This window comes from Variovorax boronicumulans (assembly GCF_040544675.1).
In the GTDB taxonomy this organism is placed as follows: Bacteria; Pseudomonadota; Gammaproteobacteria; order Burkholderiales; family Burkholderiaceae_C; genus Variovorax; species Variovorax boronicumulans_D.
In genome coordinates, this window is the sequence record NZ_JBEPKK010000004.1 from 290,310 (window position 1) to 302,874 (window position 12,565).

Sequence of the window (12,565 nt, forward strand, 5' to 3'; positions counted from 1 at the left end):
GGGCGATTCCCCGTGTTTCCCCCTACAAAAAAGCCCCCACCATGACGACCACGATCCAGCAGGCCGACCTGATCGAATCGATCAGCGCCGCGCTGCAGTACATCAGCTACTACCATCCCGCCGACTACATCGCCCACCTGGCCCGTGCCTACGAGCGCGAACAGAGCCCCGCCGCCAAGGACGCCATTGCGCAGATCCTGACCAACAGCAAGATGAGCGCCACGGGCCACCGCCCGATCTGCCAGGACACCGGCATCGTCAACGTGTTCCTCAAGGTGGGCATGGACGTGCGCTGGGGCGGTTTCACCGGCAGCCTGGACGACGCCATCAACGAAGGCGTGCGCCGCGGCTACAACCACCCCGACAACACGCTGCGCGCCTCGGTCGTGGCCGATCCGCAGTTCGACCGCAAGAACACCAAGGACAACACGCCCGCGGTGATCTTCACCGAGATCGTTCCGGGCAACACCCTCGAAGTGACGGTCGCGGCCAAGGGCGGCGGCAGCGAGAACAAGAGCAAGCTGGTCATGCTGAACCCCGGCGACAGCGTGGTCGACTGGGTGCTCAAGACCGTGCCCACCATGGGCGCCGGCTGGTGCCCGCCGGGCATGCTGGGCATCGGCATCGGCGGCACGGCAGAGAAGGCCGCGCTCATGGCCAAGGAAAGCCTGATGGATGACCTCGACATGCACGAGCTGCAGGCCAAGAAAGCCTCGGGCGCGGAGCTCAGCAAGGTCGAGGCGCTGCGCATCGAGCTGTACGAAAAGGTCAACGCGCTGGGCATCGGCGCGCAGGGCCTGGGCGGCCTGGCGACCGTGCTGGACATCAAGATCAAGATGTACCCGACGCACGCGGCCAGCAAACCCGTGGCAATGATCCCCAACTGCGCGGCCACCCGCCATGCGCACTTCGTGATGGACGGCAGCGGCGCGGTGTACCTGGACCCGCCCTCGCTCGACCTCTGGCCCAACGTCAACTGGGCACCCGATGAAAAGAAGAGCAAGCGCGTGGACCTCGACAAGCTCACGCCCGCCGAAGTGGCCAGCTGGAAGCCGGGCGACACGCTCTTGCTCAACGGCAAGATGCTCACCGGCCGCGACGCCGCGCACAAGCGCATCCAGGACATGCTGGCCAAGGGCGAGAAGCTGCCGGTGGACTTCACCAACCGGGTCATCTATTACGTCGGCCCGGTCGATCCTGTCGGCGACGAAGCCGTCGGCCCCGCCGGCCCGACCACCGCCACGCGCATGGACGGCTTCACCGAAATGATGCTGGCCCAGACCGGCCTGATCGCGATGATCGGCAAGGCCGAGCGCGGCCCGGTGGCCATCGAGGCCATCAAGAAGCACAAGAGCGCCTACCTCATGGCCGTGGGCGGCGCCGCCTACCTGGTGAGCAAGGCCATCAAGACCGCCAAGGTCGTGGGCTTCGCGGACCTGGGCATGGAAGCCATCTACGAATTCGACGTGGTCGACATGCCGGTGACGGTGGCGGTCGATGCGGGCGGCACCAGCGCGCACATCACCGGCCCGGCCGAATGGCAGAAGCGCATCGCCAGCGGCGAGTTCAAGACCATCATGATGGAAGAGGCCTGAGGCCTTGAAACCGATCGGCGTGTTCGACAGCGGCGTGGGCGGCCTCAGCGTGCTCGCCGCGCTGCGCGCCGAGCTGCCGCATGAGCGCTTCGTGTATTTCGCCGACACGGCCTATGCGCCGTACGGCGAGCGCGGCGATGCCTATGTGATCGAGCGTTCGCGCAAGGTGACCGAACAGTTGATCGCCGAGCACGGCATCAAGGCGCTGGTGGTGGCCTGCAACACAGCCACGACGGCCGCCATCCACCTGCTGCGCGCCGAGCATCCGGCGCTGCCCATCGTGGGGCTGGAGCCCGCGCTCAAGCCGGCCGTGGCAACGAGCCGCACGGGCCGCATCTCGGTGATGGCCACGCGCGGAACCCTGGCCAGCGCAAAGTACGCCGCCCTGCGCGATTCGTTCGCCGGCTCCGCCGACGTTCGCGCGGTGCCGTGCGACGGCCTGGTGAAAGCCATCGAAGGCTTTGACGAAGAAGCCATTTCGCTGCTGTGCGCGCGCTACATGGCGCAAGCCGGGCCCTTTGGCGACACGGCCGGCCAAGTCGACACCGTGGTGCTGGGTTGCACCCACTATCCGCTCGTGAAGAACGAGCTCCAGCGCCACGCGCCGCCGGCGCTGCGCTTCATCGACACCGGCGCGCCGGTCGCGCAGCAGACGCGGCGCGTGCTGGCGTCGCTGAATCGCCTCGCGGACGGCGAAGGCGGGCTGCGACTGCAAAGCAGCGGCGACCACGCGTTGCTCGAAGCCGCCGCCGCGCGCTGGCTTGCCCGCTCCCCCTCGCCGCAAGGCACGACGGCGAGCGCCGCCTGAAACTGCCGCACCCGATGCGCCCCCTCTTTCACTCCCTGCGCGCGGCGCTGCTCCTGCTGTGCCTCACGGCTGCCGGCCTCGGCCATGCCGCGTGCGAAAGCGGCCTGGCCGAGCGCATGCACGCCAAGCTCTACCCCAAGCGTCCGCTGGACGAACGGCTTGCCGCCTGCAAGGTGTGGCCGGCCTTTCCGGGGCGCAGCATCGTGGTGCTGCCGATGCCGCGCGAAACCACCGACAAGGGTGCCAAGGTCTTCGATCTCGAAGTGCTGTTGATCCAGCGCCCCGACAACGGCAACACCGAGCGCGACACCGTCGTGGGCCGCCTCTTCCAGCCCGAAGCGCTCGACGAGGACGCCACCACCTCGATCCAGGACATCCGCATCGATACCTCGCGCTACGTTCTCTCGCCGGACGCCCGCGCCTTCGGCGTGCGCGTGCGCTACCGCGGCAGCAGCGCATCGGCCAGCCCGCTCGCCCGCGAGACGGTGCGCCTTTACGTGCAGCACGGCACCAAGGTGCGCGAGGTGCTGCAGGAGGTCGAGCTCGACCACGACAACGGCGGCTGGGACTCCACCTGCACCGGCCACTTCGAGAAGCTGCGCACCATGCTGTCGGTCGGCAAGGCGACGAGCAACGGCTTTGCCGACCTGCAGCTCTCGCGCACCCTGGTCCAGAGCCATGCGCAGATGCAGGAAGACCAGAGCTGCATCGAGAAATCGCTGCCCGCCAGGTTCAGCACCACCACGCTGCGCTACGACGGCGAGCGCTTCAAGGTGCCGAAGTCGCTGCTGCAGCAATCTCCCTGACCGAAGCCTGAACGTCGCCGGCTTTTTCACGGCGGCGTCACACCAAAGTATCAGCATGCGCGGTTTGTCCAGAACAACAACCGCGCACCATGCACTCGCCCTCCCACACCCGGATTCCCTTCAAGCCCATGCTGCTCGCCAGTGCCCTGACCCTCTTGCTGGCCGCGTGCGGCGGCGGTAGCGACGGGGGCGGCAGCGCGTTCTTTCCGATCGTGCCGCCTGCGGCGGTCGCCCCACCGGCGACGCAGCCCCCGGTCACGAACCCGCCCGCTACAGCGCCGGAGCAGCTGGTTTCCAAGGCGCAGTTCACGCCCAATGCCGGCACCACCGAGGGTTCGTCGGACGCGTCGACCGCCTTCGCCCTGCCCGACGGCTTCATGCTGGTGGCCGACGACGAGGCCAACGTGCTGCGCGTCTACCCGCGCGCCGGCGGCGCCGCCGTGAAGGAATGGAGCTACGAACTCGAAGGCCCGAAGCTCGCCAAGGAGCTCGACCTGGAAGCCGGCACGCGCATCGGCGACACGCTGTACCTTACCGGCTCCAACAGCAACAAGAAAGACGGCGGCGACGCGGCCGCCGACCGCTCGCACCTGTTCGCGGTCAAGGTCAGCGGCACCGGCGCGGCCACCACCTTCGACTACGTGGGGCAGTTCTCGCTGCTCGAGGCGCAACTGATCGCCTGGGACGCGGGCAACGCGCACGGCCTGGGCGCCAACCACTTCGGCTTTGCCGTCTCCGCCGCGGCAGGCATCGTGCCGGAGCGCGTCGACGGCTTCTCCATCGAGGGCATGACCACCGCGCCGGGCGACAGCGCCCTGTGGCTGGGCTTCCGCGCGCCGCAAACGGGCAGCTCGGTGCGTGCCAAGGCGCTGATCGTGCCGGTGCAGAATTACGCCGCGCTGGTGGGTGGCACGGCCACGCAGGCCGCGTTCGGCGCGCCCATCGAGCTGGAGCTCGGCGGACGCGGCATCCGGTCGATCGACAAGGGCACGGACGGCAACTACCTGATCGTGGCCGGCCCCGCCGGAGCCGCGAGCCCGGACGTGGATCGCAACTTCGCGCTCTTTGCGTGGAACGGCAACCCGGGAAGTGCGCCAGTGGAGTTGTCGAACGACCTCGATGCGTTGCGCAAGGCCACCGGCGGCAGCTTCGAGTCCACCGTGGAAGTGCCAGGCCCCGTGAAGGCCGACACGCAGGTGCAACTGCTGCTCGACAACGGCGACACGAAGTGGGACGGCAACACCGCCTCCAAAGACCTGCCGCCGGCAGACCAGAAGTTCGACGGCTATGTCGTGCGCCTGGGCGCGCCGTGGCTGGACACCGCCGCGCCGAAGCTGCAGAAGGCTTCGCCGCCCGCCGGACGCATCGGCGTCAACCTCGACGCGCAGCTCTCGCTGTCGTTCAACGAAGCGATCCGCCTCGGTGCCGGCAACATCGTGCTGCACACAGCCGACGGCAATGTGGTCGAGACCTTCAATGCCGCGAGCCCGTCCGCACGCGTACAGGTGGCCTTCAACGTGTTGACGCTGGTGCCCACGGCCAAGCTCGCCATGAACACGGGCTACTACGTCACGGTGGACGCCAACGCCCTCACCGACGCGGCAGGCAACGCCTTCCCCGGCATCGCCGATGCGACGAAGCTGAGCTTCACGAGCGCGGGCGTCCCCACGCCTCTGGCCGCAGGCGACCTGCTCTTCATGGCTGGCAATGCCGAGACACCGGACGCCTATGCCTTCGTGCTGCTGAAGGCCGTGAACGGCGGCACGCAGGTGATGTTCACTGACCGCGACCGCAAGGCGGGCGCGCTGGAATTCACCGACATCACGAACGAGACCGCCTTTGTCTGGACCGCGGATCAGAACCTGCCGGCAGGCACCATCGTGACCATCCAGACCGACGTCACAGGCAATCCGATCGCGGACAAGGGCACCACGCTCGGGTCGCCGGGCGGCATCGGCAAGTCGGAGACGATCTACGCATTCACGGGGGGCACCATCGCCGATCTCACGCCCGGCAAGGCCGGCAAGATCACGGCAGTGGGCAACTTTCTCGCAAGCCTGACACTGGGCGGCGCCGCGGGCACCATTCCCGATGCGATCACGACGGCGGGCACGGGCTTCTCGTTCATTGCCACGCCGGCCAACCAGACGAATGCGATCTACACCGGATCGCTGGACCGTTCGGACCTGGCCGCATTAGCGGCACGCGTGAAGGACCCGGCGAACTGGACCGTGCGCTATGCACCGGCGGTAGGCTGGCCGTTGACCAACGACAGCCTGTTCGGCGACAAGCTGCCCTGACCGCTCACTCGCTGCGCAGCGCGGCTTCGCGGCCGCGCCGCATGTCGATCGGCAGCAGCAACAGCAACCCCGCCACGAACAGCACCGCGGTCGACAGGATCGCGATGCGCTGGTTGCCACCCGTGGCCCAGGTGATCGCGCCGAAGCTCAGCGGGCCGATGATGCTGGCCAGCCGGGTCGCGAAGGTCCAGAGCCCGAAGAACTCGGCCAGTTGCCGGGGCGGGGCCAGGTAGCCGGTCATCGCGCGGCCGGCCGACTGGCTTGAACCCATGGCGAGCCCGGCAATCGCGGCGGCCCACCAGAAGCCGCCCTTGGTGGTCACCATGGCGGCGATCACGCAGACCGCGATCCAAGCCACCAGCGTGGCCGCCAGCGACACCTTGTGGCCGATGCGGTCCTGGATGTAGCCGAACGAAAACGCGCCGATGGCAGCCGCGACGTTGAGCACGAAGATCAGCACCATGGTCTCGCTGGCCACGAAGCCGATCACCTGCTCGGCGTAGATCGCCGCGAGCGTGATGGCAACCGCCACGCCGCCCTGGTAGAAAACCGTGCAGACCAGCAACCACATGAAGTCGCGGTAGGCGCGCGCCTCCCGGTAAGTGGCGCGCAGCTGCTGCCAGGCGCCGAGTTCGTTGCCGGCGGTTTTGGGCTGCGCGCGTTCGGGCAGCAGCGCGAAAGTGGCGCATGCCGCCGCGCCATAGATGGCGGCCGTGATCAGCATCGTGACCGGCACGAAGTGCGCGGCGGGAAGGCCCCTCGCCTGCGACCACAGCACATAGGCCAGGCAGATGCCCAGCGCCAGCATGCCGCCGACGTAGCCGACGGCCCAACCCCACCCGCTCACCTTGCCCATGCCTTCGGGCGTGGCAAGTTCGGGCAGGAAAGCGCCCGTGAGGGACTCGCCGTAGGAATAGAAGGCGTTGGAGACGATCACCAGCGCCATGGCCATGGCAACGCCACCCGCGGCGCCGGCAAAACGCGGCGTGAATGCCAGCGCGGCCGTCGCCAGCACGCAGCCGATGGTGGTGATGACCAGCACCCGCTTCTTGGCACCGCGCAGGTCGGCCCAGGCGCCGATGGCGGGCATGGTGAGCATCACGATGGCATAGGACACGCTGAGCGCCGCGGTCCATGCAAAGGCCGCCCATGGGGCGCCTTTGGCGATGCCGCCCACGAAGTAGGCGGCGAACACCGCCGTGATCACGACCGTGGTGTAGCCCGAGTTGGCGAAGTCGTACATCGCCCAGCCGAACACTTCGCGCTTGCGCACGCCCGGGCGCAGCGCGGAGGCAGGAAACAGGGCCATGCTGCCTCGGCGCGGTTGTGGGGCTTGGCTAGTGCAGGTGGCGCGGACGGCGACCGCCGCCGTGGCCGCCGCCACTGCCACCGCTGCCCGAACCACCGGTGCCACGCGGGCGCTTGCCGATTTCGAGCGAGTTCACCAGCGCATCGAAGCGGTCGCTGAAGAGGCGGTCGATTTCGGAGACGACGCCGCCCAGTTCGGCGCCGTCGAAATGGCGCTCCATAAGGTTGACGACGTCTTCCACCAGCAGGTCGCGCTGCACCTGCATGATCGCGGCCGGGTTGGGACCGACGAACAACATCAGGAAATCGTCGCGCGATTCTTCGTCGGGGTCGCCCTCTTCCTCATCGAAGTCGGTGTCGTAGAAGGTGACCTCGATGGCGGCGCCGCGGTCCGAGAGCTCGTTCAGCGCCATGCACATTTCGTCGAGCGCCTGGCGGAAGTCTTCGTCGCCGGGGACGGTCCAGCAGATCTGCAGCGTGTGGTCCTTCTGCTCGAAGCGGATGCCGGGCTCTTCTTCGTAGGTGCTGGTGGCGCCGTCAGCGAGCGACTTGGCGCCTGCGTACTTCCAGAGCGGCTTGAGCGCTTCCTGGATCTGGTCGAAGCTCACGTCCGGCCGCAATGGCACGTCGCCATGCACATGGATTTCAAATGGAGCGTTGTAGCGAGGCATCGAATGCTCCTTTTTCTATATGTGGTACCCGGAACGGGGGTCGAACCCGTATGCCCCGATCAAGGAAGCGGCGGATTTTAAGTCCGATGTGTCTACCAATTTCACCATCCGGGCGTCAGGTTGAGCATCGACGATAACCCAAACGAAACAAGCCCCGGCAACGGTGGTTGGCGGGGCTGGTTTGTCGGGATCGAATCGTGTTGAACGAGAAGAGTGGAGGCGCGACCCGGAGTCGAACCGGGCTAGACGGATTTGCAATCCGTTGCATAACCGCTTTGCTATCGCGCCACACAGAAAAACGAACTCGAACTTGCGAAAAAAAGGGAAGCGATTGCTTCCCTTTTTCAAAACTGGAGCGGGAAAAGAGTCTCGAACTCTCGACCTCAACCTTGGCAAGGTTGCGCTCTACCAACTGAGCTATTCCCGCGTTTCGAGCCTCGAATTATATGCCATTTTTTCGAGGTTCTGCAAATCCAGCCATCAATGTTTGACGGAGCCCTCTGCAGCGGGCGCCGCAGCGCGCTGCTTGGCCAACTCGGCCACCGCGGCGGCGGAGGCGGCGACCTCTTCGTCCGACAGGGGTTCGGGCATCTTTTCGAGCGCGATTTCCAGGACCTTGTCGATCCACTTCACGGGCACGATCTCCAGGCCGTTCTTCACGTTCTCGGGGATGTCCTGCAGGTCCTTGGCGTTCTCCTCGGGGATCAGCACGGTCTTGATGCCGCCGCGCAGTGCAGCCAGAAGTTTTTCCTTCAGGCCGCCGATCGCCGTGACCTCGCCGCGCAGGGTGATCTCGCCGGTCATCGCGACATCGGCACGCACCGGAATGCCCGTGAGCGCCGACACGAAGGCCGTCGTCATCGCAGCGCCAGCGCTCGGGCCGTCCTTGGGCGTTGCGCCGTCGGGCACGTGGATGTGGATGTCGCGCTTCTCGAACACCTCGTCCTTGATGCCCAGGCGACGCGAGCGGCTGCGCACCACGGTGCGTGCGGCTTCGACCGATTCCTTCATCACGTCGCCCAGCGATCCGGTCCGGCTGATGACGCCCTTGCCGGGCATGGTGACTGCTTCGATCGTCAGCAGGTCGCCGCCGACTTCGGTCCATGCGAGGCCGACCACCTGGCCGACCTGGTTCTGCTTTTCGGCGAGGCCGAAGCTGTACTTGCGCACGCCCAGGAAGTCGTTGAGGTTTGCGCCGTCCACGGTGACCTTCGGCGTCATCTGCTTGAGCAGCAGGCCCTTGACCACCTTGCGGCAGATCTTGGACAGCTCGCGCTCGAGCGAACGCACACCGGCTTCACGCGTGTAGTAGCGAACGATGTCGCGCACGGCCTCTTCGGTGACCAGGAGTTCTTCTTCCTTGACGCCGTTGTTCTTCAGCTGTTTGGGCAGCAGGTACTTGATCGCGATGTGCGTCTTCTCGTCCTCGGTGTAGCCCGAGAGGCGGATGACTTCCATGCGGTCCAGCAGCGCCGGCGGAATGTTCATCGAGTTCGAGGTGGCGACGAACATCACGTCGCTCAGGTCGAAGTCGACTTCCACGTAGTGGTCGCCGAAGGTGTGGTTCTGCTCGGGGTCCAGCACTTCGAGCAGCGCGCTCGACGGATCGCCGCGGAAGTCGGTGCCCAGCTTGTCGATTTCATCGAGCAGGAACAGCGGATTGCGCGTGCCGATCTTGCTCAGGCCCTGCAGCACCTTGCCCGGCAGCGCGCCGATGTAGGTGCGGCGGTGGCCGCGGATTTCGGCTTCGTCGCGCATGCCGCCCAGCGCCATGCGGGTGTACTTGCGGCCGGTCGCCTTGGCGATCGACTGCCCCAGCGAGGTCTTGCCGACGCCCGGTGGGCCGACGAGGCACAGGATGGGTGCCTTGACCTTGTCGACGCGTTGCTGCACCGCGAGATATTCCAGGATGCGGTCCTTGACCTTCTCGAGCCCGTAGTGGTCGGCATTGAGCACCGCCTCGGCATTGGCCAGATCGTGCTTGATCTTGGTCTTCTTGCTCCACGGCAGGCCGATGAGCACGTCGATGTAGTTGCGCACCACGGTGGCCTCGGCCGACATGGGCGACATCAGCTTGAGCTTCTTTAGCTCGCCTTCGGCCTTCTTGAGGCCCTCCTTGGACATCTTGGCGAGCTTGATCTTCTTCTCGATCTCCTCGATGTCCGCGCCCTCTTCGCCTTCGCCGAGCTCCTTCTGGATGGCCTTGACCTGCTCGTTGAGATAGAAGTCGCGCTGGTTCTTCTCCATCTGGCGCTTGACGCGGCCACGGATCTTCTTGTCGACGTTGAGGATGTCGACCTCGCGTTCGAGCTGGCCGAACAGGTTTTCCAGGCGCGCCTTGACGTCGTCCAGGTCGAGCACGGCCTGCTTGTTGTCCAGCTTGAGCGGCAGGTGGGCGGCGATGGTGTCGGCCAGGCGGCCGGCGTCGTCGATGCTCGAGATCGAGGTCAGGATCTCGGGCGGGATCTTCTTGTTCAGCTTGACGTACTGGTCGAACTGCTGCATCACGGCGCGGCGCAGGGCCTCGACCTCGGTGCCCTTCTCGCCGCCTTCGGGCGCCTCGACGGGCGTCACGTTGGCGGTGAAATGCGTTTCGCCGTCATCGATGCGGTTCACGCGTGCACGCTGCTGGCCTTCGACCAGCACCTTCACCGTGCCGTCGGGCAGCTTGAGCATCTGCAGGATGGTCGAGACGCAGCCGACTTCGAACATGTCCTCGACCGAGGGCTCGTCCTTGGCGGCGGCCTTCTGGGCCACCAGCATGATGCGGCGCTCCGCCTCCATGGCCAGTTCGAGCGCCTTGATGCTCTTGGGGCGTCCCACGAAGAGCGGGATCACCATGTGGGGAAACACCACGACGTCGCGCAGCGGGAGCAGCGGCAGGTCGAGGGCTTCGGGGGGCAAGGGGGTGTGGCCAGACATGCAGATCCTTCGCGTCTTTGGCTTTAGGCCTTTTTCGCCGCTTCGCGGTACACGAGCAGCGGGGGCTTGTTTTCGTCGATGGTCGATTCTTCGACCACCACCTTGTCGACATTGGTCGCATTCGGCAATTCGAACATGGTGTCGATCAGCGACTGTTCAAGGATCGAGCGCAGGCCGCGTGCACCGGTCTTGCGGGCCAGGGCCTTGCGAGCGATCGCCTTGAGCGCCGCCGGACGGATCTCCAGGTCGACGCCTTCCATCTGCAGCAGCTTGGTGAACTGCTTGACCACCGCATTCTTCGGTTCGGTCAGGATCTGGACCAGCGCGTCCTCGCTGAGTTCCGCGAGCGAGGCGATCACGGGCATGCGGCCCACGAGTTCGGGAATCAGGCCGAACTTGATCAGGTCTTCGGGTTCGACTTCGCGGAACACCTCGGTGATGCTGCGCTGGGCCTTGCTCTTGACCGTGGCGCCGAAGCCGATGCCCGAGGCCTCGGTGCGGTTTTCGATGACCTTCTCCAGGCCCGCAAAGGCGCCGCCGCAGATGAACAGGATGTTGGTCGTGTCGATCTGCAGGAAGTCCTGGTTCGGATGCTTGCGCCCGCCCTGTGGCGGCACGCTGGCCATGGTGCCTTCGATGAGCTTGAGCAGGGCCTGCTGCACGCCCTCTCCCGACACGTCGCGCGTGATCGAGGGGTTGTCGGATTTACGCGAGATCTTGTCGATTTCGTCGATGTAGACGATGCCGCGCTGGGCGCGTTCGACTTCGTAGTTGCAGCTCTGCAGCAGCTTCTGGATGATGTTCTCGACGTCTTCGCCCACGTAGCCGGCTTCGGTCAGCGTGGTGGCATCGGCCATCACGAAGGGCACGTCGAGCATGCGCGCGAGCGTTTGCGCCAGCAGCGTCTTGCCCGAGCCCGTGGGGCCGATCAGCAGGATGTTGCTCTTGCTGAGCTCCACTTCCTCGCCCTTGGCCTTTTCCTTGTGGCGCAGGCGCTTGTAGTGGTTGTAGACCGCCACCGACAGCATGCGCTTGGCCGGCTCCTGGCCGATCACGTAGTTGTCGAGATTGGTCTTGATCTCCAGGGGCGTGGGCAGGTCGCTGCGGGCTTCGCGCGCCTCTTCACCGGCCGGCAGTTCGTCGCGGATGATTTCGTTGCAGAGGTCGATGCACTCGTCGCAAATGAAGACCGAAGGTCCCGCGATCAGCTTCTTGACCTCATGCTGGCTCTTGCCGCAGAACGAGCAGTAAAGCGTTTTTTCGCTGGAAGAGCCTTTTTTTTCGGCCATGGACAGGTGCCTCGTTGCAGGGTATTGACAATGATAACTAAACAAAAACGGCGTTTCCCGTGTGGAAAACGCCGTTCTTGCCTTTTGCGCCCTATGGCGGCGCTATGCGGCGCCGCCTGGCGCCGGGCAGCTTCAACCGCGCTTGGCAACGACCTGGTCGACCAGACCGTAGTCCTTGGCCTCGTCGGCCGTGAGGAAGTAGTCGCGCTCGGTATCGGTCTTGACCTTTTCCAGCGGCTGGCCCGTGCGCTCGGCCAGGATGCGGTTCATCTGTTCCTTGGTACGCAGGATATCGCGCGCATGGATCTCGATGTCGGTGGCCTGGCCACGCGCGCCGCCCAGAACCTGGTGGATCATGACCTTCGAATTGGGCAGCGAGAAACGCTTGCCCTTCTCGCCGGCCGCCAGCAGGAAGGCGCCCATGCTGGCCGCGAAGCCCAGGCACATGGTCGACACGTCGGGCTTGATGAACTGCATGGTGTCGTAAATGGCCATGCCGGCGCTCACGCTGCCACCCGGGGAGTTGATGTAGAAAGAGATGTCCTTCTCGGGGTTCTCGCTCTCCAGGAACAGCATCTGGGCCACCACGAGGTTGGCCGTTTGATCGTTGACCTCGCCCACCAGGAAGATGATGCGTTCCTTGAGAAGACGCGAGTAGATGTCGTAGGACCGCTCGCCGCGGCCCGACTGCTCGACGACCATCGGGATCATGCCGAGGCCTTGAATTTCGTTTGCGATCATGAAGTAGCTCTCCGGGAAGATGGAATCGTTCGCTGTGTATGAACTGTACGCCTGAGTGAAATGGGGCTCGTGCCGCAAAGCACAAGCCCCATTGGCGTTGCGGGCAGCTGCGCAGGCCGGACTAC

9 protein-coding genes and 3 tRNA genes are annotated in these 12,565 nt (G+C 65.6%); 4 read left to right on the plus strand and 8 right to left on the minus strand.

All coding sequences use genetic code 11. From position 1 onward, the window contains the following. Positions 1-41 precede the first annotated feature (41 nt). The 4 genes from ABIC90_RS09995 (at position 42) to ABIC90_RS10010 (ending at position 5,509) form a co-directional block, all read left to right on the plus strand. Positions 42-1,595 (plus strand): fumarate hydratase, encoded by a 1,554-nt coding sequence (locus ABIC90_RS09995; protein WP_354353938.1) that lies wholly within the window; start codon positions 42-44, stop codon positions 1,593-1,595. A 4-nt stretch (positions 1,596-1,599) separates the two neighbouring features. Continuing rightward, positions 1,600-2,403, plus strand: a complete 804-nt coding sequence (murI, locus tag ABIC90_RS10000) for a glutamate racemase (protein ID WP_354353939.1) — start codon at positions 1,600-1,602, stop codon at positions 2,401-2,403. 14 nt (positions 2,404-2,417) lie between these two features. Further along, positions 2,418-3,209 carry a hypothetical protein gene (locus ABIC90_RS10005; protein ID WP_354353940.1) on the plus strand — a complete coding sequence of 264 codons (792 nt, stop codon included), beginning with the start codon at positions 2,418-2,420 and terminating at the stop codon, positions 3,207-3,209. 89 nt (positions 3,210-3,298) lie between these two features. Beyond that, positions 3,299-5,509, plus strand: a complete 2,211-nt coding sequence (locus ABIC90_RS10010) for an Ig-like domain-containing protein (protein WP_354353941.1) — start codon at positions 3,299-3,301, stop codon at positions 5,507-5,509. Between the two features lie 4 nt (positions 5,510-5,513). Here ABIC90_RS10010 and ABIC90_RS10015 read toward each other — a convergent pair whose 3' ends face one another. The 8 genes from ABIC90_RS10015 to clpP all read right to left on the minus strand — a co-directional run bounded on the left by ABIC90_RS10015 (position 5,514) and on the right by clpP (position 12,440). Beyond that, positions 5,514-6,818 (minus strand): MFS transporter, encoded by a 1,305-nt coding sequence (locus tag ABIC90_RS10015; protein WP_354353942.1) that lies wholly within the window; start codon positions 6,816-6,818, stop codon positions 5,514-5,516. Between the two features lie 28 nt (positions 6,819-6,846). Beyond that, positions 6,847-7,488: a DUF6806 family protein gene (locus ABIC90_RS10020; protein ID WP_354353943.1), complete on the minus strand. Its 642-nt coding sequence runs from the start codon at positions 7,486-7,488 to the stop codon at positions 6,847-6,849. A gap of 22 nt (positions 7,489-7,510) precedes the next feature. Then, a tRNA-Leu gene (locus ABIC90_RS10025) sits at positions 7,511-7,602 on the minus strand. A 100-nt stretch (positions 7,603-7,702) separates the two neighbouring features. After that, positions 7,703-7,776, minus strand: a tRNA-Cys gene (locus tag ABIC90_RS10030). Between the two features lie 63 nt (positions 7,777-7,839). Beyond that, positions 7,840-7,915, minus strand: a tRNA-Gly gene (locus tag ABIC90_RS10035). A gap of 53 nt (positions 7,916-7,968) precedes the next feature. Next, positions 7,969-10,410: an endopeptidase La gene (lon, locus tag ABIC90_RS10040; protein ID WP_354353944.1), complete on the minus strand. Its 2,442-nt coding sequence runs from the start codon at positions 10,408-10,410 to the stop codon at positions 7,969-7,971. A 23-nt stretch (positions 10,411-10,433) separates the two neighbouring features. Continuing rightward, on the minus strand, positions 10,434-11,699 hold the full coding sequence (gene clpX, locus ABIC90_RS10045) for an ATP-dependent Clp protease ATP-binding subunit ClpX (RefSeq protein ID WP_354353945.1): 1,266 nt from the start codon (positions 11,697-11,699) through the stop codon (positions 10,434-10,436). A 132-nt stretch (positions 11,700-11,831) separates the two neighbouring features. After that, complete coding sequence (gene clpP, locus ABIC90_RS10050; RefSeq protein WP_354353946.1) at positions 11,832-12,440, minus strand: ATP-dependent Clp endopeptidase proteolytic subunit ClpP; 609 nt, start codon at positions 12,438-12,440, stop codon at positions 11,832-11,834. Positions 12,441-12,565: the final 125 nt, after the last annotated feature.